This window comes from Desulfosoma sp., assembly GCF_052743555.1.
Genome location: NZ_JBRAHS010000002.1, coordinates 133,849 through 158,412, shown reverse-complemented (window position 1 = coordinate 158,412; position 24,564 = coordinate 133,849). Strand labels below are relative to the sequence as shown.

At 57.9% G+C, this 24,564-nt stretch carries 16 protein-coding genes; 5 read left to right on the top strand and 11 right to left on the bottom strand.

Features of this window, described 5'->3' with window-relative positions:
• Positions 1–110 precede the first annotated feature (110 nt).
• Positions 111–1,289 carry a cysteine desulfurase family protein gene (locus ACUVSA_RS02180; protein WP_445893610.1) on the bottom strand — a complete coding sequence of 393 codons (1,179 nt, stop codon included), beginning with the start codon at positions 1,287–1,289 and terminating at the stop codon, positions 111–113.
• Positions 1,290–1,836: 547 nt separating this feature from the next.
• Here ACUVSA_RS02180 and ACUVSA_RS02175 point away from each other — a divergent pair.
• Complete coding sequence (locus ACUVSA_RS02175) at positions 1,837–2,148, top strand: hypothetical protein (RefSeq protein ID WP_445890624.1); 312 nt, start codon at positions 1,837–1,839, stop codon at positions 2,146–2,148.
• Between the two features lie 662 nt (positions 2,149–2,810).
• On the opposite strand, the gene ACUVSA_RS02170 is transcribed toward ACUVSA_RS02175, so the two are convergent.
• Positions 2,811–4,505, bottom strand: a complete 1,695-nt coding sequence (locus ACUVSA_RS02170) for an FAD-dependent oxidoreductase (RefSeq protein WP_445893609.1) — start codon at positions 4,503–4,505, stop codon at positions 2,811–2,813.
• A 135-nt stretch (positions 4,506–4,640) separates the two neighbouring features.
• Here ACUVSA_RS02170 and ACUVSA_RS02165 point away from each other — a divergent pair, with 135 nt between their 5' ends.
• The 4 genes from ACUVSA_RS02165 to ACUVSA_RS02150 all read left to right on the top strand — a co-directional run bounded on the left by ACUVSA_RS02165 (position 4,641) and on the right by ACUVSA_RS02150 (position 11,434).
• Positions 4,641–6,446, top strand: coding sequence for an autotransporter assembly complex protein TamA (locus ACUVSA_RS02165; protein ID WP_445890626.1), 1,806 nt, complete (start codon positions 4,641–4,643; stop codon positions 6,444–6,446).
• Positions 6,447–6,470: 24 nt separating this feature from the next.
• Positions 6,471–7,010 (top strand): acyloxyacyl hydrolase, encoded by a 540-nt coding sequence (locus ACUVSA_RS02160; RefSeq protein ID WP_445893608.1) that lies wholly within the window; start codon positions 6,471–6,473, stop codon positions 7,008–7,010.
• Positions 7,011–7,038: 28 nt separating this feature from the next.
• A complete protein-coding gene (locus ACUVSA_RS02155; RefSeq protein ID WP_445893607.1) occupies positions 7,039–10,890 on the top strand; it encodes a translocation/assembly module TamB domain-containing protein in 3,852 nt (1,283 codons plus the stop codon).
• 148 nt (positions 10,891–11,038) lie between these two features.
• Positions 11,039–11,434 (top strand): hypothetical protein, encoded by a 396-nt coding sequence (locus ACUVSA_RS02150; protein ID WP_445890629.1) that lies wholly within the window; start codon positions 11,039–11,041, stop codon positions 11,432–11,434.
• A gap of 434 nt (positions 11,435–11,868) precedes the next feature.
• Here ACUVSA_RS02150 and ACUVSA_RS02145 read toward each other — a convergent pair whose 3' ends face one another.
• From ACUVSA_RS02145 to ACUVSA_RS02105, 9 genes are all read right to left on the bottom strand, one after another.
• Positions 11,869–12,375 (bottom strand): DUF2062 domain-containing protein, encoded by a 507-nt coding sequence (locus tag ACUVSA_RS02145; protein WP_445893606.1) that lies wholly within the window; start codon positions 12,373–12,375, stop codon positions 11,869–11,871.
• 23 nt (positions 12,376–12,398) lie between these two features.
• Positions 12,399–14,996, bottom strand: coding sequence for a mechanosensitive ion channel domain-containing protein (locus ACUVSA_RS02140; protein ID WP_445893605.1), 2,598 nt, complete (start codon positions 14,994–14,996; stop codon positions 12,399–12,401).
• A 59-nt stretch (positions 14,997–15,055) separates the two neighbouring features.
• The gene (locus ACUVSA_RS02135) at positions 15,056–15,778 is read right to left on the bottom strand and encodes a TerC family protein (protein WP_445893604.1); all 723 of its coding nucleotides are present in this window, start codon (positions 15,776–15,778) and stop codon (positions 15,056–15,058) included.
• 50 nt (positions 15,779–15,828) lie between these two features.
• The gene (locus ACUVSA_RS02130) at positions 15,829–16,716 is read right to left on the bottom strand and encodes a YitT family protein (protein ID WP_445890633.1); all 888 of its coding nucleotides are present in this window, start codon (positions 16,714–16,716) and stop codon (positions 15,829–15,831) included.
• Between the two features lie 174 nt (positions 16,717–16,890).
• Positions 16,891–18,471, bottom strand: a complete 1,581-nt coding sequence (locus tag ACUVSA_RS02125; protein ID WP_445893657.1) for a GNAT family N-acetyltransferase — start codon at positions 18,469–18,471, stop codon at positions 16,891–16,893.
• Positions 18,471–19,520 carry a D-alanine--D-alanine ligase family protein gene (locus ACUVSA_RS02120; RefSeq protein ID WP_445890634.1) on the bottom strand — a complete coding sequence of 350 codons (1,050 nt, stop codon included), beginning with the start codon at positions 19,518–19,520 and terminating at the stop codon, positions 18,471–18,473. Before ACUVSA_RS02120 ends, ACUVSA_RS02125 begins: the two co-directional genes overlap by 1 nt.
• A gap of 13 nt (positions 19,521–19,533) precedes the next feature.
• Positions 19,534–20,871 carry a KamA family radical SAM protein gene (locus tag ACUVSA_RS02115; RefSeq protein ID WP_445893603.1) on the bottom strand — a complete coding sequence of 446 codons (1,338 nt, stop codon included), beginning with the start codon at positions 20,869–20,871 and terminating at the stop codon, positions 19,534–19,536.
• Positions 20,872–20,984: 113 nt separating this feature from the next.
• Entirely contained in the window at positions 20,985–23,696 is a 2,712-nt protein-coding gene (polA, locus tag ACUVSA_RS02110) for a DNA polymerase I (RefSeq protein WP_445893602.1), read from the bottom strand.
• Between the two features lie 54 nt (positions 23,697–23,750).
• Positions 23,751–24,563: a tRNA lysidine(34) synthetase gene (locus ACUVSA_RS02105; protein ID WP_445890637.1), complete on the bottom strand. Its 813-nt coding sequence runs from the start codon at positions 24,561–24,563 to the stop codon at positions 23,751–23,753.
• Position 24,564 lies beyond the last annotated feature (1 nt).

Genomic DNA, 24,564 nt, shown 5'->3' with positions numbered 1-24,564 from the left:
AAGCGCCATAGGAAATCGCGGCGTGCACCGCTGCGACAAGACGTATTCTTGGACATGCTGCTGGGTTTGATGCTGATAGGTTGCAGCCGTTGCGCCAGGCATGGTCCAATTCAATAAGAAGCTCGCGCCGCGTACAAAGGCGACATCGAACGAAGCCGGTAGACCACCTCGGCCAGGGTTTCCACGGCCCGATGCACTTCATCTTCCGTGTTGTCCTCATCCAAGGTAAAAAGCAGCGTGCCCAAAGCCCCGTCACCTAGCAGCCCCATGGCTTCCAACACGTGGGAAGCCTTGGCGGTAACGGACGTGCATGCCGAAGCGCCCGCCACGCAGATGCTTCTCAGGTCCATGGGCAACAGCAGGGCTTCGCCTTCCACGTATCGAATGGAGACATTGACCAAACCCGGAAGATGCCTATGCGAATGTCCGTTGAAGCGGATGTCCTCAAGGGTCTGACCGATGCGGTCCCGCAAAAGCCTTTCCAGCTTCGCACACCGTTCCATCTTTTCAGGAAGACGCCTCTGAAGGCGTTCCGCCGCCGCCCCCAAGCCCACAATGCCGGGGACATTTTCTGTTCCCGTTCTGCGCCCGTCTTCCTGGCCGCCGCCGTGAAACAGGGGCCACAGGGTCGTGCCTTTGCGGCAATACAGGGCGCCGACGCCTTTGGGACCGTTGAATTGGTTGGCGGCAAGGCTCAGCAAATCCACACCCAGTTCCTGCACCTGCACAGGGATTCGCCCCACCGAGGCGATGGCGTCCGTGTGCAGCAGAGCCCCGCCGTCATGCACCACAGGAGCGATCTCGGCCAAGGACTGAATGGTACCCACCTCGTTGTTGGCATGCATGATGGAGACCAGCACCGTATCGGGCCGCATGGCCTTTTTCACATTATCGGGGTCCACCAGGCCGTGTTCGTCCACGGGCACAAGGGTGATTTCAAAGCCGAACCGTTCCATGGCCTTGGCGGCATAAAGAACAGAATAATGTTCAATGGCCGAAACCACCAGATGCCGCCCTTGGCGCATGCGCTGAAAGGCGGCGCCTTTTATGGCCAGGTTATTGGCTTCGGTGCCGCCTGAAGTGAAGATGATCTCCTCGGGTTCCGCTCCAATAAGCGCCGCCGTCTGCGACCGCGCCTTAAAGATGGCGTCCTGAGGCGCCTCGCCCAGATGATGAATGCTGGCGGGATTGCCGAAGTGTTCCACCAGATACGGCATCATGGCCTCGAAGACTTCTGGTGCCAGCGGCGTTCCCGCAATATGATCCATGTAGATGCGGCGACTGTTCATCTCCTTCCACCCCCGTTTTGAGCTCTACACCGAAGCTTATCGCTTTTGTCAGAAATCACGTATCTATACGTTTCCCGGTCGGGCAGCGTCAACCCCTAACGAGATCTGCATAAATAGGCTCTAGATACCCCCTCGGCCGCGCATGCCCTTGTGCATCCAGACTAGGCCGTTCAGCTCGAAACCTCTACGGCAGTGGATTTCCAGCTCCTTTTCATTTGGTCGTGCGAGAGCACTGCAAGGCTCATTCGAAGTTCCCGCCTGAGCCGGCGCCGCGAACGACAACGTCGGACAAGCCCACGAGTCCTCGCCACGAAAGAGACAAACGGTGGAACCCCATGTGCGGCGCGTCAAGGCATCCCTTACCGTCGACACCACTTCGCCATGACTTTCTCCTTGCAAAAGCCATTGGGGCATGCTAGAGGGTGCGTGAAATGTTTATCATGCCAAGGGCTGCCAATGCGGCAGAAGGTTTTGGTTTATGGGGTTTTCGCCGTAAGGATCAGCGACAGGTCACAAGTCTAAGGATGAAGCAAAAGGAGGCGAGACGATGAAGGTTTTTCTAGGCGGCCTAGCCGCAGCGTTTTTCGGCATCATTGGTATTTTCATTTGGTTCAAACCTTTTCTCAACCTGCTGGCGGGCGCCATTCCCCTGATGCTGCTGCTGGGCGGCGCCATGGCGGCCTATTTGGGCTACGATGAAGTGAAGGATCAGCTCCCCTTCGGCAAGAAAAAAGAGGAAGAAGCCGTTGCGGAACCCGCCGCCGACGATCTTTCCAAATACAAGGAAGAAGCCGAAAAGTACAAACAGGAAGTGGAAAAGCTCAAGGCTGAACTGGAAAAGGCCAAGTCCGCTTCCTAAAGTGTGGACAAGCATGCGACAGCCCAAACGCCTTCCCCCATGGAAGGCGTTTTTTATTGGGCCATTCTCTTACCGACGCTGGCGCCGGCCTTTTCGCGCCCCAAAAAAACCTCTGTCCGGGACATCGATGCGACCATCACGATACCCTTTGCCTGGAGCCCATGCAAGAATGCGGTCCAACGGTTCTTCCGCTTCGATCAAGCCTTTCTGAGCCCACGTTTTTCACAAAGGATGGCTCGCGGCCCGTCCACCAATCGTCGGACCGGCAGAAGCCGGTCCCTTCAAAAAAACAACCGATGCGGAACGAACCGACCGCGAGGACGCCGTCCCTTCGAGAAGCACCAAGGGGCGCGCCTCGTGCCATCGGAGGGACGGCCTCCTGGCCGTCCCCGCGAACACGCCCCTAAAGAAGTGCTGCATCGTTGGGTAAATGTGTGGGCCCCTTCTGTCTGAGGAACGCGCTTCGGCGCATCCCCTTCTTATTCCTCCGCCGAGAGACACGCGCGCGCTTCGACGAATATGCGGACCGGCAGGAGCCGGTCCCTTCGAAAAAACGACTAATGCGAAACAGGACACCGTCGCTGCGTCGGGGCATGAGGGCTCGTATCGGGGCCAAATGAAGCCTCTTTCAGACGGCCTTCGCGAGAAACATAGGGTCTCCGTCACGGCTTCTCCTGGGAGGGGCGTGCGGCCTGTCGCCACAGGGTGTACGTGCGGTAGCCGCCGCTGAGGTTTTTGGCGCGATAACCGTATTGGCGCAGGGCTCGAGCGGCCAGGTACGAGCGCTGTCCCACATAACAATAAGCCCAGATTTCCCGATCCTTTGGCAGCTCCGCCATGCGCTCCCTTATGGTTCCCAAAGGCATGTGGACCGCATGGGGAATATGGCCACGCCGATACTCAAAAGGTTCCCGCACATCGAGAATCAGCACGTCCTGGGGCGGCTGGTCCATGTCCTCGGCATGGACCACCTCCACATCCCCTCGAAGCACATTGGCGGCGATCATGCCGGCAAGGTTCACCGGATCCTTGGCGGATCCAAATTGCGGAGCGTAACACAACTCCGCCTCTTCCAGATCGAAGACGGTTCCGCCCTTTTGCATGGCCATGGCGATGACGTCCGTGCGCCGGACCGCTCCTTTTTTGCCCACCACCTGCAATCCCAAAATTTTTCCGTCTATCTTGGAAAAGATGAGCTTCATGGCCATCGTTTCCGCTCCCGGGTAATAGCCGGCGTGATGGCCCGGATGAAGGTAGATTTTTTCGCATCTGTACGGTTCATTCCACAACCCCAGTGATTTCAGCATCTTTTCGCTGAGGCCCGTCATGGCCAGCACCTGGTCGAAAACGCCCACCACAGCCGTTCCTTGAACGCCTCGAAACCGCACGTTTCGTCCACAGATGGCGTCCGCGGCCAGTCGTCCCTGTCGGTTGGCGGGGCCGGCTAGCGGAACCAGGCTCGGTTGCCCCGTCACCACGTGAAAAACTTCCACGGCGTCTCCCACGGCCCATATGGACGGATCACTGGTTTGCATCTTCTCGTTGACGCGAATGCCTCCCAGGGGACCCAACGCGAGGCCGGCCTCCTGAGCCAGCCTCACCTCGGGGCGCACACCGACGGCCACGATGACCAGATGAGCGGCCAGTTCGTCCTGGGAACGCAGCCGCACGCGAAGCTGCCCGTCAACCCCGCCTTCAATGGCGTCCACCTGCGCTCCCAAACGCACAACGACCCCTTTTTCTTGAAGCACTAGGTAAAGGGGCCACACCATTTCGGGATCACACAAGGGCATGAGCTGGTGTTGCATCTCGACCAAGGCCACGTCCAATCCACGCCGGGCCAGGTTCTCTGTCATCTCCAGGCCGATATAACCACCACCGATGACGACGGCCCTTTGGGCACGGTTTTCCTCGATCATGCGCCGAATTTCCCGACTGTCCGGAATAGTGCGCACAAAAAAAACACCCGGCAGATCCAGCCCTGGAATCGGGGGCCGCACGGGGAATGCGCCCGGGGAAAGCACCAAGGCGTCATAGGTTTCCGTATAATTTCGACCCGTTTGATGATCTTGCACCCTGATGCGGCGACGGTCTCGGTCAATGCCCACCACTTCCGAAAACAGGCGCACCTCGATCCGGAACCGCTGTCGAAAGAGATCGGGAGTGGCCACCAGCAGATTTTCTTCGCGCCGAATCACATCCCCCACGTAGTAGGGCAGGCCGCAATTGGCAAAGGAGACGAACGGGCCTTTTTCGAAAAGAATAATTTCCGCTTGCTCGTCCAACCGGCGTAACCGCGCCGCACAGGAAGCTCCGCCCGCAACCCCTCCGACAATGCAAATCCGCTTTGACGCCATAACACAATAACCTCCATTGTTACCTCACAGTCCGCCTCACCCTTTGACTTTCTTCATCGACTCAGTACAATCCCTTTACAAATTGCGCAAAGGAAAAGGAATCCATCGGGAAGATTTCGAAAGGCGGAGGCACGAGTGAAGCCACACCGGACCCACAGGCGTCCGGAGTCACGGCCCTGGATCTTGGCCGCCCTACTCTTGCTCCTCGGCATGCCCGACGCCGTCGGCGTCGCCGCCCCCATACAGTATGCCGCCAAATTTGAGGACAACGTCGACCCCCACTGGGTGCAGCATCTGACGCCCTTCAGCGATACTTTGGCCAAAGAAAAGGAAGGAGCTGCGTCCTTGAACCAGCTTCGGCGCCGGGTCAAGAAAGATGCCGACTTGTTTCGCACCGTGCTTCGATCGGAAGGCTTTTACGCCGCAGCGGTGACTTTTGCCATCGACCAGATGTCGGATCCGGTGGCGGTGCGCTTTTCCCTCAACCCCGGCCCCCTTTATCTTCTTGAAGAGGCGGAACTGGTGGCGCCGGACCTCCATCCAGGAGTGCTCGAGTTGTTGGAGCAGACGGTTCGCTCGTCTCTGCCTTCCCGTTCGCCGGCGCTGGCCGCCCAAATCGAGGCCACGGACGCAAAGATCCTCGAAGTTCTCGCCCAAAACGGCCATCCTTTGAGCCGCATTGAACAAAGACGTGTGGTTGTTCGCCACGACACACAAACGGTGCGAACCCATTATCGCATCGCCGCAGGGCCTCAATGCTTTTTCGGGCCTGTGAGCATTGAGGGGCTGAAAAATGTGCGCGAAGACATCGTGCGCCCTCGAATTCCATGGAAGGAAGGGGACCTCTTTGATTCCCGACTCTTGCTCAAGGCGCAAAACACCCTCATTCAGATGGATCTCTTTGCGGTGATTCGACTGGACCATGCCCCGTCTGCGGACCCTCAGGGTCGGTTGCCCGTACACATCACGGTCGTGGAAAGAAAGCCTCGCACCTTCAAAGGCGGGCTTTTCTATTCCACAGATGTGGGGCCGGAACTGGATGTTTCCTGGGAAAACCGAAACGTTTCAAAAGGCCGGGCCAAGGTGGCGGCCCAAGCGGCCATGTCCTCGCCAAAAAAGGCTCTGGACGGCATGGTGCTGTGGCGGGATTTTCTGCGCACAGACCAGTTCCTGCAAGTGGATGGACGCATCGCCGAAGAGGATTGGGACGCGTATTGGACGCGCAGCCTGGGCGCCGCCGCCTCTGTGGTTCGTGACCTGAACCCCATGGTGCGCGCCAGTGTGGGAGGCGGATTTCGGCTTTCCAACGTGGAACAAGCCTCCACGCGGGAAACGAACGCACTTTTGTTTGTGCCCGCCTATGTGCGCATGGACACCACGGATCATCCCCTGGACGCCACAAAGGGATTCCGTCTCCACCTTCAGACCGCCCCTTATTGGGATCTAACGGATACCTCTCTGTTCTTTTGGAAGACCTCCGCGACCGTGAGCACTTACTATGACTGGGCCGAAGACGGCCGACTCGTGTTGGCTTCCGTTCTGGCTGCAGGGTCCATCGCCGGGGCCACCCACGAGGCGGTTCCTCCGGATTTGCGGTTCTATGTGGGCGGCGGCGGCAGTGTGCGGGGCTACGCCTATCAAAGCCTGGGACCTCGAGACGGCGGCGATCCTGTAGGCGGCCTCTCCTTTGTCTCCTGGAACGGCGAAGTGCGTCGGCGTTTTCGAGAACGCTACGGGCTTGTGGCTTTTTTGGACGGCGGGACGTTGTATGAGAGGGCGGCTCCCGATTTTCGAAAAAGTTTTCGGTGGGCTTCCGGGCTTGGATTTCGCTATTATTCGCCCTTGGGCCCTTTTCGAATTGACGTCGCGGTGCCGCTTAATCGTCGCGCGGGCATTGACGATGCTTATCAAATCTATGTAAGTTTGGGCCAGGCTTTTTAATGCCTTAAAGGCCGGGAGATGTGCATGCGCCTCAAAAGCTCCATGATTTTCCTAGCCCTTGCCCTTATCCTCAACGGGCCCGTGGCGTGGAGCGCCGAAAAGCTAGAGTTCGGCATCGGGGTTCGAACCGGCTTTTCCGCCATCAAAAAAGAGGAAACCTTTCATCTTCACGAACTTGTCGCCTACCATACGATGCCGTGGGACTGGCAATGGAACGGCGGCTGGACGCTGGACACCTATTGGGAAATCCATTTTGGAATTCTCAGTGCCGCCGCCAAGCAATCTGTTTTGATCTCCACCGGCCCCATGGTGACCCTGCAGACCCCATGGAAGCGGGTGGCGCTCATGGCGGCCGTGCGGCCTGCTTTCTTGGAAGATCATGTCTTCGGCAAAGAAAACCTGGGCGGAGAGATTCAATTTACGGAAGAAATCGGGGTCAACCTGGCCCTGACCAAGTACTTTTCCATCGGGTATCGCTTCCAGCATCTGTCCAATGCCCATCTTTATGAACACAATCCCGGGTTGGATCTTCACGTGCTGGAACTGCGATGCCTTTTGCCGTGAATTTCCATAGGGGCAACGACTTCTGCACATGAAGCGCATCCTTCGAGCTGTGGCGGCCGTCATCGGCGCGGTCGGCCTTTGTGCGGCCGCCTTGTGGGGAGCTCTGCAAAGCCCGGCGGCAAAGAAGTTTTTGGCTCGAGAACTGTCCAAAAAACTTTCCGGACCGCACACCACGGTTCGCCTTGAAGCCCTGAGCGGGTGGCTTCCTTTCGAAATCGAGCTGAGCCGGCTGGAAGTAGCCGATGCTCAGGGGGTGTGGTTCACCGCACACGATGTGGTATTGAACTGGCGGTTCAGAGCGCTGCTGCGGGGCCGCTTTTTCGCCGACCTAGTGAGCGCCAGACAGGTGCACCTGGAGCGACTTCCGCAGGCCACATCTTCCTCACCGGAGGACGCAGAACCTCGCGGTGGGGCCATCCCCTTTCCGCCCATACCGATCATCGTGAGTAAGATCTTTCTACATCAGGTGATTGTGGACGCTCCCGTCTTAGGAAGCCCGCTCACGGCGGCTCTGGAAGGTTCCGTCGCCTGTGACCCTAAGGAGCGGGCACAAAAAGCCTTTGTCAAAATGGTGATTAATCAAAGTCACCGGGAATCGTCCCTCACGATTCATGCCGTCCTTCAAGAAAGGGATCCGCAATTGTTTGGAAATCTCAGTTTCTTCGAACAAGAAAACGGCTGGGTGGCCACGCGCTTTGCTTTGAAAAACTTCGGCGATCTTCACGCCCAGATGCACCTGCACCTGGAGACTTCAAAAGATCCCAGCGGCACACTCCAAGTGGACGCGTTGCGTGTGCAGACGCAACCCTTCAGTTTATCGGCACATGGCGGTTTTCGCTTCAGCAACGGCGCCTTGGAACCCACAAGGTTCCAATTGGACATTCAAAATTTAGAACCCTTGGTCGCTCGTGGCGGGCTTTCTTTGCAGGGCACCGCAAAGGTTGAAGGCACCGTGGAAGGGCCTTTGTCACATATGGTTGGAACACTCACCGTGCGGCTGGACTCCATGAATAGCCCTTCTTGGAAGCTCTCTCAAGGGCGCATGCACTGGCAGTGGGTTCTACAGCAGGAAGCCGCCTCACCTTTTCCGGAAATTTCCGTGGAGTTTGACGGAGAGGCTTCGGCCTTTGATGTCCACAGGGCCTCCGGCCCACCCCTTCATGACATGCGCGCCCAAGCCTCGGCCAAGCTGACCCACCAGGGCCGTGTGGAACTCCAAAAGCTTCACGTGCGCGCGGCCGATCTAGGTGAAACGGAACTCCACGGGCACCTGGATCTTCCCCAGCGCCGTGCCCATATGGAAAGTGTCCTGCATCTATTTGACCTTTCCCTCTTTTCCTTTCTCACACCTCAGCCCATGGCGGGAAATCTGCACGGGAACGTGACCCTATCCGGCCCTTGGGACAATATGACCGTTCAGACAACGATGTCTGGAACCGGTCTCGGTTACGGAACAGCGCGCTGGAACGACTGGAACCTGGATCTGAACGGCACGGGTTTTCCCCACCACCCCAAGGCAAAGCTCACCACAAGGGCCGTTGACAACAAAGGTCCCTGGCATCTGGAAATGGAATTCGCCAAAGTCGGCCCGGAGCTCCAATTGCCTCGGGTCACCTTTCAATACCACGACGCCCTCGTGCAAGGGTCCCTGCGCGCCCATCTGGAGACGTTTCTTGCTGTCGGAATCCTCGATGTTTCCATTCCACGGCTGGATATTTTTCAGCCCCTTTTGCATCAGGAGATTCGTGGACGCCTTGATGCCAAGGTCTCCCTTTCGGACGACGATGAACGCCAACGTTTGCAAGGAAATTTAACGGGGCGCTCCCTGGCCTACAACGATGTTTTCGTGGATGCCGTGGATGTCTCCGCCCATCTAGAGGGCCGGTTCCCGTCGCTTCAAGGCACGGTGTCGTTAAGGCTCAAAGATTTTCAAAAACCTCCCCTTAAGGTCGCCCAAGCGCAAGCCCACGCCGAAGGCACCATGCAGGAAATGACTTTTTCCACGCAGATGCAAGGCATTCTTCAATATCCCTTTGTTCTGTCTTCGACGGCATCGGCCCGATTGGGTTCCGGCGGCAAAGAAATTCGGCTCGAAACCTTTTCCGCCCGCACTGGCGCCGTCGACATTCAGCTGGAGAGCCCCTCGAAGATGGTAATGGATAAAGAGCGCGTGGAGACGTCCGCCATGGCGTTTCGCGTAGGAGAAGGACGTGTGGTCGCCCACGGGCAATGGAGCGGTGAGAAGCCGTCGGTTTCGTTGAAGGTGCAGAACCTGCCCTTGGAACTGATGGAGCACTTTGGAGGACCATCCATTCAGGGACGCCTGAACGCAAACGCCATGCTACGCCGCCAGGGACACAACCCGGAAGCCTTGGCGAATCTGCAACTGGAATCCCTGCGCCATCCGGCATGGCCTTCGTCGGAAACCTTTTCCGCAGAAGCCTCCCTTCGAGCCGATGCCCAAACCCTGCATCTTGAAGCCAGCCTTTCGGGTCTGGGAGCGCAACCCACCCGAGCACAGTTGGTCGTGCCCATCCGCTTTCACATGGATCCTCTGGAGCTGGGTCTCGTTCGAAATGCACCCTTGACCGGCACTCTTGCGTTGGACATTGCCTTGGAACGCATGGGAAGCCTTTTGGAGCTCGAAGCCCACCGAATCCACGGCACCTTGGGCGGCCAGGTGCATCTGGACGGCACCCTCAACCGCCCGCAGCTCGGCGGAGAACTCCTGCTCTCCAACGGCCGTTACGAACACGAGGATCTGGGAATCGTGCTGTCGAACATCACGGCCGTGCTGGAAGGATCGAAAAATCTCCTTCGCGTGCGGGAATTCCAAGCCCTTGATGGGAAGAAAGGCTCCATTCGCGGCAGCGGTGTATGTCGGCTGGATGCCGATGCCGGTTTTCCTTGGAACGCACAGGTGACCCTGGAGGAGGTTTCCCCGCTGCATCGCGACGACGTTTCCGGAAATCTCAACGGGATGCTGACTGTCCAAGGAACCCTTCGCGAAACGGTTCTGGCGGGAAACATGCGAGTGCACCCTCTGCGCATTGAACTGCCTAAGAGGCTGCCACCCCAGGTGGTGGTTTTGGACGTGGAAGAGATCAAACCCGACGCCGAAGGCCCCTCGGTTCGGCCACCGAAGAAATCATCGGGTGCATGGCATCGCGTTTCTACGAACCTGGCCTTGGAATTGCCCAAGCTGAGCATCGTCTCGCCTTGGGGCCTGGAAGCGGAATGGAAGGGAACCCTCCACATCAGTGGAAACGCCTCGCAGCCTCACATCACCGGCCGCCTGGATCTCACTCGAGGACGTCTGGATTTTCTCAACAGAATATTTCGACTCGTCCAGGGCTACATAGCGTTTTACGGTGAATCACCGCCCAATCCGGCCATCGATCTTTTGGGAGAGGTCACCCTGCGAGACATGACCGCCCAGGTGCGCCTCACGGGGCGAGCCGCCAATCCTCAACTCACCCTCACCTCCCTGCCTCAAAGGCCCCAGGAAGAAATCCTGTCCCAGATTCTTTTCGGCCGCGGCGCCACCACGCTGAGCCCTCTGCAAGCCTTTCGCCTGGCCGGAACACTTCAAGCCTTGAGCACCCGCGCAGGTTCCGACCTCAACGTCATGGAAAAAACCCGGAACCTTTTGGGATTGGACCAGTTGGAGCTTTTGGGGGCCGGCCTGGGCGAAGGGCTCGGGGTTGGGCTTCGAAAATACCTCGGAGAAAACGTCACCGTGGATGTGGATCAGCGCCTGGAAGAAGGCGACGTGGGCCTGCGCGTGGAGGTGGAAATCACGCCCAATATCACTTTGGAAACCCAGGTCGGCACCCATTCCCGCACCGGCGGCGGAATCTTTTGGAAATACGACTACTAGGGGCCTGCGGGCCGCCTGGAGCTTTTTCACCGGGGTGACCCGGTGGACCATCGCCTAAGGTCTTCCGATTGCGGACAAGATCATGTATAAGTATTCACGGGAGCGCTTGTTTCATCTCAGAATCCTCCAAAATAAAAAAGGAGTGCGTATGCGACGATTACTTTGTGTGTTCATGGCCCTGGGTCTTGTGGTCTCCTTCGGCTGCGCCAAGAAAGAACCTCCGGATGCGGCCAAAGCCTACGTGCAGGAACAGCTTGCCAAGCACAAGGGATTTCAGCTGGATGGCTCCAAGCTGAAATACGAGGTGGTGGAACAGACGGCGGACAGCGCCAAGGTTTCCGTGACGGGAACCATTGATGTCAAGACGGTACTGCCCTTGGTCAAGAAAGGCAATGCGTGGGTGGTGGAGGAAAAGACGGCGCCGGCTAAACCCAAGGCGAGCGTTCCGCCTCCGGCCATGAAGGAAGCCAAGGCGCCGGCCGAAGCCAAACCGGCTCCCGCCCCGCACACTCCGGAACACAAGCCGGAAACTAAGGCCGAATAAGCCCATTAGTCCTCGAGAAATCGGCCACATTCTGGTTGCTGTGTTGGACACACCGATTCCCGGCCTGTCCGACACAGCCCCTGGGGGCCTGAGCGCTCACCTGATGCCGTTCGAAGGGACCCGCTTCCTCGGTCCGTGTCCTTGCCAGAGACAGCGTTCACCGCACTCCTGGCTTTCCGAAGGCGCAGGAGCGCGGCCCTCCGACGTCAAAGGGTCGCCCATCTGATTCAGCTCGGTGGGATCGTGTCTTCGCCGTCCGCATCATTCCATGACGCGCAATCCTTGCGGTCCGAACCTTCGCGAACGGCCGGAAGGCCATCCCTTCAAAAGCACGCCTCGATACGCACACGAGCCCCCTTCCACCGCATTCCCGGAAGGGCCTTTCGGCCCAAGCCGTCGAAGGCGCCGCGTGCTTCCGGCGCTCTGGAGACTGTTTATGGTGTGCCGCGGCGTTTCGCCCGTTCTTTCCGCATTTTTTGGCGAGCCCTTTCCAATTGCGCTTTCACGCGGGCGCGGTAACAGGACACGGCCCACAGAGCCAGCCAATATCCGGCAAAGGCCACGGGCACTCCCACAACGATACCGCCCAGGATCAATGAAGCCGCCACGTGGGGTGTTTTCTGCACAATGGGCCCTGCGCGCTCAAGGGCCGCCAGGGCATGCGCCGTCGCTTTAGGGGCCTGCGACAACAGTTTCGAGCCCACCCAGTAGTTTGCGGAATACACAAAAGGGGCTGTGAAAGGATTGGTGATCCAACCCCCTGCGGCGGCGCTCCATTTGTTCCAGCCCAGCAAGGACGCGCAAAAGGCGGCAATAATCATTTGAAATCCCATGGTGGGAGACGTGCCGATAAAAAGCCCCAAGGCAAACCCCAGGGCAATTTCCCTCGGGTCTCCGCGCAAGCGAATGAATTGATCGTAAAATCGGCGAAGTCTTTTCATGGCATCCCAACACCAAAAATCTTTTACCGCTCATTGAGTGAACCCGCATCCTTGACCCTATGAACGTCGCCTCGGGACGTGGCATCTTCAACAGGGTGGCCACGGAATGACGGTGTGCCGTCGCCGCCGGTCACAGAGGCCGTTTTCAAGTGCACGTCCAATTGAGGAAAAGCGATCTCGATGCCTCTTTCTTGAAACAACCGGTTGATTTCGAAACGAATATCCGTTTCCACCTGCAGGCACACGGGCACGGTGGTCCACACCCGCAGTCGAAAGATCAGGGCACTGTCTCCGAAGTCCACAAACAGCACGCTCGGTTCCGGCTGCTTATAAACCAGAGGATGACTTTGGGCCACCTCCAAAAGGGTCTGCCGGACCAGTTCCACATCGGACCCGTAGGCCACACCCACATTGATGTTGCGCCGAATCCTCAAGTCCTTGAAGCTCCAATTGACCACACGACTGCTGATGAATTCGGAATTGGGAACGATCATGGAGGCGTTATCCAGGGTTTGAATGATGGTGGAACGCACATTGATCTTACGCACTTCTCCCCAGACACCGTCAATCTCGATGGAATCGCCCACCTGAATAGGCCGTTCAAAAAGGAGGATCAAGCCGCTGATGAAGTTGTTAAAGATGTTTTGTAGCCCAAAGCCCAGGCCTACGCCCAAAGCGCCAAAAGCTACGGTGAGCGACGTACCCGAAAACCCCAGCGCATTGAGAGCAGCCAGAATACCGACAAACCACAGGACATAGCCTGCCACGGACACAATGGATTCCTGCAGTCCCACTTCCAAACCGCTGTGGCGAAAGACACGGTTTTTGACAAAGTGCTTGAGGCACCTGCTGCCCACGTGGGTCAAAGCCAGGATGGCACCGGCGTGAATGAGGCCGAGGAATCGAAAGTTCAGGTTGCCCAAAGGCACGGGGGTGTTGAGCAGATGAAAGAAGCCCACGATGAGGGCTTGTTTGGCACCCCAGGCCAGTAAAATTCCCACAGTGCCCGCAAAAAACCACACAACCCAGAGGACCTTGACGGTCAACCACCAAAAAGAACCGTTCGTGTCCTTTTCAGCTTGCGGCGCAAACACAGCGGCCGTGCGCATGGTCGCTTCCCATTCATGCAAGCACTTGTAAAAGAGAAAGACCCAGAGTCCCACGATCAGGCTGCGTCCCCAACCCACGTACCACAAAGTCGCCAACAGGGCGTAGCCCACCAGTTCCAGCAGGATGCCCACCAAGGCAAGGCCGTATCCCCATCCCATGCCGACATGCAAAACCCAAGGTCGAGCAGCCATCCAAGATGGTGCCCCGTCGGCCAGCCGTCCCCGCAGTTCCCGCCAAAATACGGCATTCCAGGCCAGAAAGGCCGATTCCAAAGCGAAACGGTAAAGGAGCAGCAGGGCACTGGAGCGACCCAGGCTCTCCTGAACGACCACGTAGGCCAAAAACAACCATCGTCCCAAGGAGACCAGGAGGCGAATCCGCCGCACCACAAAGGCAAACCGATCGGGTCGAAAGTTTTCCTTAACGGCTTCAAGAAAATGGATCCCCCAGGAGCTGAGCAGCCACAGGAGCAAGATTTGGCACAGGCTTCTGAGGAAAACGGACGTATCATAAAGATCGCGCGCGGACGTGTAGCCATGCACGAAAACCGTCGCTCCCAAAAGGGGAAGGGAACGGCTGAGAAGATGCATGGTCAGCAGGAACCATGGTCTATCACGGCCGTCCTTGCGAGCCAGCACGGCACGGCACAGGTTACGGAACCGGAAACACAGCCATTCCACCACGCCAAAGACCAGAAGTGAGGTGACCAAAAGAACGCCCCCGGCCTTCCAGAGCCCTTGCCCCGCGTCGACCCAGAAGCGAGGTTGCAGAGCCTGGGTGATCAAAGCCGCCGCGGTGTCCAGATCCTGCCGAAATTGCGTCCCACTCAGTCCCAGGAGAGGGTTTCGGGTTCGACGAAAAAGCTCCTCACGCTTGCGTTCGGCGATGCGTTTGTTGAGTTGGTCCAATAGAGCGGTGCTTTCGTCTCGCAGGGCGCTCCAGTCGTCCATGAGCTTTTGGTAAATGGCCAGAGAATCCTTGAGGCGTTTTTCTTTTTGTTTGAACAATTCATCGGCTTCCTTGAGCTGCGTCGACAAGGTGCGGCTCGAGGGCAACTCATCGCCCCGAATTTTCACGCTTTCCATGCGGCTCTGGTTGGCGGCCCTTTGTTCCGCCAAGGCTTTGAGCTGTGCGTCAAGATCGGTCTGCTTTTCCTGAAGGGCCTTGACGCGGGCGACCGCATCCTCCACGGTTTGCTTCAACGGCCCCAGGGCCTTGTCCAGATCTTCCAGGGATGGGGAGGACAGGGACACGAGGTTTCCCACGGCGGACATTTGTAACCGGGCGGTCTGGAGTTCCCTCGCCCAGGTGCTCTGCCCTTGCTTGAGCTCCTCAAGCCCCTTGGTGAGTTGTTCCAAATCCTTTTTTTCCGCCTGAATGGCCTTTTCCAAGGAAGAAGACAGCTCAGCGTAAGGGTCCTGAGGGTCGCTTGTCGAAACCGAAGGGCTCTGCGCCCCGAGGAGGGGCGGCATCCCCGCCCACACCAGCCACAGCATCCATAGAAAAGACAAGGCTCGAGCTTTCCAGGACATTGTTTTGGACCTCTTCGTTAAGGGCCGTCCTTGGGGCGTCACAGGGTTTGCGCTTGCCGTCGCACGCGGAGGTTCAACACTTCCACAAAGACGGAAAAACCCATGGCGAAATAGATGTAACCCCGTTCGATGTGCTTGCCAAACCCTTCGGCCACTAACATGACCCCGATCAAAAGGAGAAAGCTGAGGGCCAGAATCTTCAAGGTGGGATGCCGATCAATGAAAGCGCTGACCACGCCGGCGAAAAACATCATGGCTCCTACCGCCAGAACGATAGCTCCAATCATGACGGTCAGATGCCGGGCCATCCCCACGGCGGTGATAATGGAATCCAGGGAAAACACCATGTCCAGTAAAAGGATTTGCACCAGCACCGATCTGAAATCCTCATGGGCCTTGCCTGTCGGGGTCTGAGGCCGCGAAGTTCCTTCAAGCCTGTTATGGATTTCATGAGTCGCCTTGCCGATGAGAAACAGACCTCCTGCAAGAAGAATGAGGTCTCGGCCTGAGATAGCATGGGAAAACAGACGGAATAGGGGACTGGTCAGTCTCATGATGACGGTAATGGCCAAAAGCAAACCGATACGTAGAAACATCGCGCCAAAGAGCCCGAGCCGCCGAGCGCGCCCCTGATGTTCCTTGGGAAGGCGTTCCGTCACGATGGCGATGAAAACGATGTTGTCAATTCCCAGAACCAATTCCATGGCCGTCAGAGTGATCAAAGCCGCGGCATTTTCCAGCGTCCAGAGATTTTCCAGCATGTCTCGCACCCTCTCCGTGATCCGGTCCTTTTAAAAGACGAAAAATGCGTTCAGTAGATCTTCAACCGGCCATGGCGTTTACCCAGAACTTCCAAAGTGTCGTTGATGATGACAAAGGATTGGGGGTCCAAGCGGAAAATGGCCTCTTTGAGCTTGGGCAGTTCGGTGAGGGTGGTCACGGTAAGGATCACATCGCGATCCTCGCCCGAATAGCCACCCTTGCCTTTTAGAAAAGTCACGCCACGGTGAATGTGATGCAGGATAAAGTCGGCCGTTTCCTGCACCTTGGAGGTCATAATCAAAACCATTTTACGCCGATTGAACCCCACCAAAACCGCGTCCACCACACGACTGCTGGCATAAACATAAACAATGGAGAACAGGGCCTTTTCCAGGCCGAAAAAATACCCGCCCATGCCGAGGATCAACGCATTGGCGCCCATGTAGGTCACTCCCACTCGAATGCCCCATCGCACGTTCAGATAAACGGCCAGGATGTCGAGTCCTCCGGCGGAACCCAGGGAGCGCAGCACGATGCCGGCCCCAAGACCGCACCACACTCCCGCCAGCACCGCAGCGAGCAGCGGGTCGCTCAGGGCCACTGGGGGCACTTTAAGCCAGGAAGCCGCCAGCGAAAAAAACAACATGCCAAAAAGGGTGTATCCCATAAAACGGCGACTGATGGAAAACCATCCCAGCCCCATGAGAGGAATGTTGCTCACGAGGTAAAAAAGCCCCACGTCCACGCTTGGGAAAAGGTAATGCAGAATGACGGCGACACCTACGATGCCGCCGCTGAGGAGCTTTTGGGGAATGAGCACCGCATGGACACCCAGAACGAAGATGACACTTCCCGTAACGATCAAGCCCAGGTTCACGCCCAGGGATTTCCAGTCTCGATGGAGAAGATGACGCACCCGCGTCGTCCATGACTTCATGACTTTCCTCTCGACGCCTTTAGCCGAACGGTTTCTTCCTGGAGCCGGACGCACAGGAGCGCGTCCCTTCCATATCAAGGGCGTACCCGTCGGTTCTCCGTCAATCTTCACGGACGGTCAGGAGGTCGTCCCTCCGATTGGAAAGGGCCCACCCCTTGAAACCAAAGATGCTCTTCAGCAAAGGTCTTTGCAATAGATGATCTTGTGATCCCCACGCCCGTAAAAATCGGGAAGGGTGCACTCAAGGACATAGCCGGCACGAAGGTAAAACCGACGCGTGGATTTATACAGCGCTCGAGACGACGTTTCCACATACACCCTTTGACCGCCGGCATTCATGATGGCCTCTTCGGCCGCTTCAAGAAGCCTTCGGCCGACACCGCGGCCTTGCCATGCCGGATCCACCACAATCCAGTAGAGGTCAAAACGCGCTGCCGTTCCCACAATGGGCCCGTAGCAGGTATAGCCGACCACATGTCCTGCGTGTTCCAAGAGAATAAAAAAATAGCCGGATGCCGGGCCCGAGGTGAGGCTTTGCAGGGCCAAATCCCGAGCCATGAAGATTTCTTCTTCGTTGAAAAAGCCGGTTTGAGCCGTCAGGCGTCGGATTTCCTCAAGATCGGAAACCCGCACATGGTTCCTGAACGTTAACGTCACGCCGTGCCCGAGCTCCATGCATCGCTTCGCTGCAGCCCCCGGCGATGCATCGGCCTCTTGTTTTTGTCCCACGGCGCCTTGAGCACACCTTTGCCGCTGGCGGAACGGGTTCCAGGTTCCGAGAGCGTCGTTCACGAGCCGTTGCACCACGCTTTCCACAGCCAAACCGGCTTCGAGAGCCGCGGCCATAAATCCGGCATCGGGCGAAAGACATGGATTGGCGTTGATTTCCAAAATCCATGGACGCCCTTCCGCATCCACTCGAAAATCGATCCGCGCATACCCTTCCAGCCCAAAAAGGTCCCAGCATTGTCGAGCCAGTGCGCACAAATGGTCCACAAGCGGTGCGTCGGCTTCAGGGAAACAAAAGGAGCGCACCGTGTGCTGCTCGGCAAAGGAGCCTTGGGCCCACTTGGCTTCGTAGTCCACAATGCGGTGTCGGTGGGGACCGAAATCCACAAAACGTATTTCCGCTGCCGGCAGCACCTGAACCCCGTCAGGTCCTGCAAGCAGCGAAAGGTTAAATTCCCGCCCATCGATCAGGCGTTCCACAAAAAAGCCACTGGACCCAAAGAGCCGCTCGGCTCGAGCCATGGCCCGCCTTACCGCCTCAGGATCCTCAAGGGACACAACGGCTTCCTGGTCGATGCCCACCGAGGCGTCTTCCCATATGGGCTTCACAATGACAAGGCCGTCGTTCGGTAAGGTTTGCGTTCCCCGGTTGGGCAGCCACCACGGCGGCGTGGGCAACCCAAAGGCGCTCAGCCATTTTTTAGCCAACACCTTATGGGACGTGCAAAAGACAGCCTCCGGTCCGCAGCCCGTATAGGAAAGCCCTTCCTGGTCCAGCAAAGCGGGCGCAAGATAAATCAGCCGGCCTGTGCCCAGCACTGTCTCCACAAGGTTGAACACCACATCCGGATCAAAGTCCCGAAGCACCCGGCGCACGGCTTCCAGATCGTGGGCAAAGGGTAATGAGATCACGCTCCAGCCGAGCCGCTGGAGCGCCTCTCGAATCAAGCACGCCTGCACCAAAACATCCTGTTCATCGGGAGGGGCATCGGGGGGCACAGCGGAGTGCAACACAACCGATCGCATCACGCCCACCTTTCCCTTGCCGCCCCTTTACCCAGAGACTCATGGCTCTTCCGAGATTCACAAAGCGCCACATTCCCAGCCACCCTCTGCCGGGCTTCGTCCAGGATGGCGCCGATGAGCTCCCTGTAGGAAATCCCCTGAAGCGCGCACAGGATGGGCAGGTCCGAATGATGGGGATGCAGCCCCGCCAGCGGATTGGCTTCAAGAAACTGAGGCCGGCCGGCATCGTCGGAGCGTAGATCGATGCGGCCGGCGTCTTGGCATCCTAGCACCTTCCAGGACTCCACGGCCACTCGGGCCGCTTCCCGTGCCTCATCGTCATCCACCAGGCGGTAAAGAACGCGCTCCTCACACCATTCCTTATTGGCGTAGGAATACACCTCGGCGTCGGCGTTTTCCCGCAGCACCACTTCCATCACCCCGAGGGCACGAGTAGTCCTTCCCGAACCCAAGAGGCCCACGGTGAATTCCCGTCCGGGAAGAAAGGTTTCCAAAAGCACCGGTTGGCGAAATGTTGCGAAAAGCTTGGCGCACACTTTCACCAGTTCATCGGAACAGCCGAGCTTGGATGCCCCGCTGATGCCTTTGCCCGTCCCTTCACGAACAGGCTTTGCAAAAATCGGCCAGGGAAGCCTCACCTGTGGCAGATCTTTCAGGTCATTGACCACCACAAAGGGGGCCGTGGGCAATCCGGCATCCCGCACCAAGCGTTTGGCCACCGATTTGTCCAGCGTGACGCACAGACTTAAGGGATCGGAAAACGTGTAAGGAATGCCGTAAGCGTCCAGTAAAGCCGGCACTTGCGCCTCCCGACCCGATCCCCACAGCCCTTCGGCGATGTTGAAAACCAAGTCCCAGCAATCCCCCGAGGCCAAACGCTCCACCAGGTTCTTGAGGCGCCCGATGCGCTCCGTTTGGTGCCCCAGGGCGCGGAGTTCCCTTTCCAAAGCCTCGATGGTGTCCGCACGGTCAAATTCAGCCGTCTCTTCTTCAGAATACCCTTCGGCCAGATAGACGTCCCGAAGGTCATAGGTGAGACCGATCTTCATTGGTTTAACCCCTTCAGAACGCCTCGTGAACCATGGGGCTTTGTGCCAAAGGCCCATCAAAGGCCTTGGGGTATCGAAAAAGGCGATGCTCATAGTTTCGAAGGACCAGATCCCCCCCATCCACTCCCTGCACGTAATCGGGAAGCAGTGGAATCTTGCCGCCGCCTCCAGGGGCATCCACCACGTAGGAGGGCACGGCGTATCCGGAGGTGTGGCCGCGCAATCCGTCCATCAATTCAAGGCCACGATGAATGGTGGTTCGAAAGTGGGCTGAGCCGCAGATGGGATCGCATTGATAGAGGTAATAGGGACGCACGCGAAGGCGCATGAGGCCCTGAAAGAGGGTTTTCAGGGTCGCCACGTCGTCGTTGATGTTTTTGAGGAGTACCGTTTGGCTGCCCAAAGGAATGCCCGCATCGGCCAGCCGGGCGCACGCCTCGGCCGCTTCCATTGTCAGCTCTTGGGGATGGGTAAAATGCAGACTCATCCACAAGGGATGATAGCGGCGCAGAAGCCGAACCAGGTCTCGCGTGATCCTTTGCGGCAAAACGGCCGGCACCTTCGTGCCGATCCGGATCACTTCCACATGCCGAATGGCTCGAAGCCGGGTCAGAAGCCATGCCAGGGCTTCATCGGCCAAGGTGAGCGGGTCACCGCCGGAAATGAGCACATCGCGGACGGCGGGAGTCGCCTGAATGTAGGCAATGGCCTTTTCCCACAGCCGCGGACCGGCATGGCCTCGGAATTCTCCGCGCCCCACGAGCCGCGACCGCGTGCAATAACGGCAATAGGTGGAACAAAAACCCGTAACCAAAAAGAGCACGCGATCGGGATAGCGATGCACGAGTCCGGGGAGCGGAGAATCCCTGTCTTCCCCAAGGGGATCTTCGGATTCTTCAGAACTGCGGATCCATTCTTCGGGAAGGGGGACCACGGATCGGCGCAAAGGATGTCGGCCGTCTTCCGGGTTCAACAAACCGGCATAATAGGGTGTCACCGCCACAGGAAACCGTTTCGACGGGTTTTGCAAGGCGGTCTGTTCCTCGGGCGTCAGGCGCATGATGCGGTTGAGCGCGTTGGCGGACCGGAACCGATGCTGCACCTGCCAGTGCCAGTCGTTCCACAACGCCGCGCTGATGTGCGGAAAATACTTTCGCTTGAATTCCTTGGCTGCGTCACTGAGGGGCATGGAGGCGGATCGGCGTGAGGAAAGACGAAGGATCCGCCGAGGGGAAGGTGAGGCCTCTTCGGGGTCTGCACCCGAAGGTTCGCTTGGAGGCTCCTCCGCCTCCACAGACTCATCAAGAACACCGGAAGATTCCTGCCGCCATTGCCGTTCGGTGTTTTCCATGTGGGCGCCCTTTCCTGTGCTTCAAAGGTCCGTAAAAAATTTCAGTGAGGAAACCGCTTCGTCGCACGCTCCATTTACTCAAAAACCACATAAAGAAAAACTTTTTTAGAGCCTTAAGGATGGGCCTCAGCCCAGTTTTTTCCCCAGCCCATGTCCACCACCAGAGGCACCCGCAAAGCCAGCACCCGTTCCATTCGCTCCTTGACCATCTCTTGCACCCAGCTCAGTTCCTCCTCCGCCACCTCAAAGACCAGCTCGTCATGCACCTGCAGCAGCATGGCGCTGCGAACCGGGCGGGAAAGCATCTCTCGGTCGATCTCGATCATGGCTTTTTTGATCACGTCAGCCGCCGAACCCTGAATGGTGGTGTTGACGGCCAGTCTTTCCCCTTGCTGGCGCACGGTGCGGTTGCGGCTCTGCAGTTCGGGAATGAACCGACGCCGTCCCAAAAGGGTTTCCGCAAAACCGCGCTTTTGCGCTTCCGCAATCACCTGCTGAATCCAGCGCCCAACCCCCTGGTACCTCTCAAAATACCGGTCGATGGCCGCCTTGGCGCTGGTCTGGTTAATTTTAAGCTGTTTGGCCAGCCCGAAGGGCCCCATGCCGTAAATGATGCCGAAGTTGATGGTTTTGGCATGCCGGCGCATTTCCGGGGTGACGTTTTCCGGCGGCACACCGAACATTTCCGCGGCCGTTCGCCGATGAATATCGTCCCCGGCCTCAAAAGCCGCCACAAGCCGCTCATCCCCACTGTAATGGGCAAAGATGCGCAGTTCGATCTGGGAATAATCCGCGGCCAAAAGCACATAGCCCGCATCGGCGACAAACGCTTCGCGAATGCGGCGTCCTTCCTCCGTGCGCACGGGAATATTTTGCAGATTGGGTTCGGAACTGCTCAGCCGCCCTGTGGCGGTCACGGTCTGATTGTAACTGGTGTGGATACGCCCCGTTTGGGGATGTACCATGAGCGGCAGGGCGTCCACATAGGTGTTTTTCAGTTTGGCCAGGCTGCGGTACGCCAGGATCCGTTGGGCGATGGGATGATGGGCCGCCAGTTCTTCCAGCACAGTCATGTCTGTGGACGGGCCTGTTTTGGTTTTTTTGATCACCGGAAGCTGCAGCTTTCCAAACAGAACGTCCCGCAGCTGCACGGGCGACTGAATATTAAAGGGCCCGCCGGCGATCTCATGAATGGCCCGCTCCTGCTCGAGCATGCCTTCTTCAAAGATTTTCGACAGCTCTCGAAGTTTCTCCGTATCGACGCGAACGCCCCGCATTTCCATGCGGGCCAACACGTCGATGAGGGGCCGTTCCAGGGTGTCCATGAGGGTCAAAAGGCCGGCTTCATCCAGCTTCTTTCGCAAGACGGGCACCAGTCGAAGCGTGGTTTCCGCATCGCTGCAGGCATAGGCGGCCGCTCTATCCATGGGAACCTGGAAAAACGCCATTTCCTTGGCGCCGGACCCCACCACATCCCCATAGGCTTCCTTGGCTTCTCCTAGATGCTCCGCCACGATACGTTCCAGCCGGTGGGATGGATTGCCCGGATCCAGAAGATAACTGGCCACCATGGTGTCAAAATGGATGCCCCGCAATGCCACGCCGTGCCGCTTGAACACCACCCATTCGTACTTGATGTTCTGCCCCACTTTTTTGGGTGTTTCGGCTTCCAAGACGGGCCGAAGCCCGTCCAAAACAAAGCCCAAAGGCAGCTGCCGACGGCTCAGGTCCACCTGGTGCCCGATGGGAATGTAGGCGGCCTCGTGATCGCGCCAACTCAGGGCGATGCCGACGATTTCCGCCCGCATGGCGTCCTGGGACGTGGTTTCCAAATCAATGGAAAGGATCGTCGCCTGCCGAATCTCTTCCAAAAGGTTATGAAAAGCGTCCTCGTCCTCGATGATGCGATCGTGGCGCGGCCGCGCCTGGGCGCTCTCAGGCGAGGTCTTTACCGGAAGATCCTTGGCCAGATCGGCCAAAGCGCGTCGAAGCCCAAGGCGCTCGTAAAGTTCGGCCAAAGCCTGTGTCTGGGGTGATCGCCTTCGGCATTGATCCAGGCGCACCGGCACCGGCGCATCCTGGCGCAGGCTGACCAATTCCCGGGAAAGCACCGCCGCCTCTTTGGACGCTTCCAACTTTCGACGCACGGAAGCACTGGGAATCTCGTCCAGTCTTTGCCACACACCGTCCAGGGTTTCAAAGCGGCGCAACAGCTCTTCGGCGGTCTTTTTCCCCACGCCGGCCACTCCGGGAATATTGTCCGCGCTGTCGCCCATGAGGGCCAAAAGGTCCCGCACCTGATCCGGGCGTACGCCAAGGCGTCGAAAAACTTCCCGGGCCGTGTAGAGCTCGTCCTTTTGCGGATCCCATTGAAGCACGAGAGGCTCCTTCACCAGCTGGTGAAGATCCTTGTCTCCGGAAACAATCATTACAGGGTGGCCTTCTTCTTGGGCCAAACGCACCATTGTGGCGATGACGTCGTCCGCTTCGTAGCCCGGAAGCTCCAGGGACGGCAGCCCCATGAGCTCCACCACCTTCTTGATGACGGGCACCTGGGCCACGAGATCTTCCGGCATGCGATCCCGTGTGGCCTTGTATTGAGGGTACAGGGCATGACGAAAAGTGGGGCCCGGGGGATCATAAACCACGCAGAGGAGTTCCGGCTGCTTTTCCCTGAGCACCTTTTGCAGCATTTGGTGAAAGCCGAAGACGGCCTGCGTGGGCGTGCCGTCGGGTGCCGTCAGACGCTGGCCCATGGCATAATAGGCCCGATACATGTAGGAACTGGCATCGATAAGGTAAAGGGTCGGCTTGGTCTCCGCCATCTCGTGCGGCTCCTTCCGTGAAGCTTTACCGACCGTCGTTGCGCTTTTCATATCCTAGAGCTGCCCCCGCTTCTCGGGATAGCCTTCGCGCTCCACGGCCGTATCTTTTCCGACTTTTCGAACCGAACCCCGCGTTTGAAGCAACGGCGGCGGCAAATACTCCAGATTCACGTGGCTCATGGCATGAAAAATATTGCCACGAATCTTTCTATTAGACCGGTACAGTTTAAAGAGAAACTCGCGGATTTGAGAGCGCGCATTACGTTGCGCCGAAGGGCAGGGATTTTTCAGCGTCGGAAGGCCCAGCCGACGCACCATGCGATCCACCTTTTGGCTGTCCACCAGGACTAAAGGCCGTATGACCTCGATAGCGCCTTGGAAAAAGCTTTGTCGCGGCACAATGGCCGCCGTCTGGGCTCCGTAGAGAATATTGATGAAAAAGGTTTCGATAAAATCGTCTTGGTTGTGGGCCAAGGCCAGCTTGGAACAGCCCAGGGATTGCGCCTCGCGAAAGAGGGCGGCTCGACGCCGTCGGGCGCACAGAAAACAAGGGTTTTCTTTATTTTTTGAGCTATGCGCCTGCAGGCCGTAATCGGTGCGAAGAATGCGGTAATCGAAGCCTTCGGCGCGGAAAAAGGCTTCCAAGATTTCGGCTGTGCCGGGTTGAAAGCCCATGTCCACATGGACGGCCACCAGGTAGTAGCGGATGGGCACGTGGCGCAGTCTTTCGCGAAGAAGCCACAAAAGGAGCAGGCTGTCTTTGCCGCCGGAGACGGCCACGGCGATGCGATCCTCGGGATGAATCAAGTCGTAGTGGTGGATCGCCTTGCCCACCAGTTTTCGCACGTCCTGTTCGATGTAGGCCACA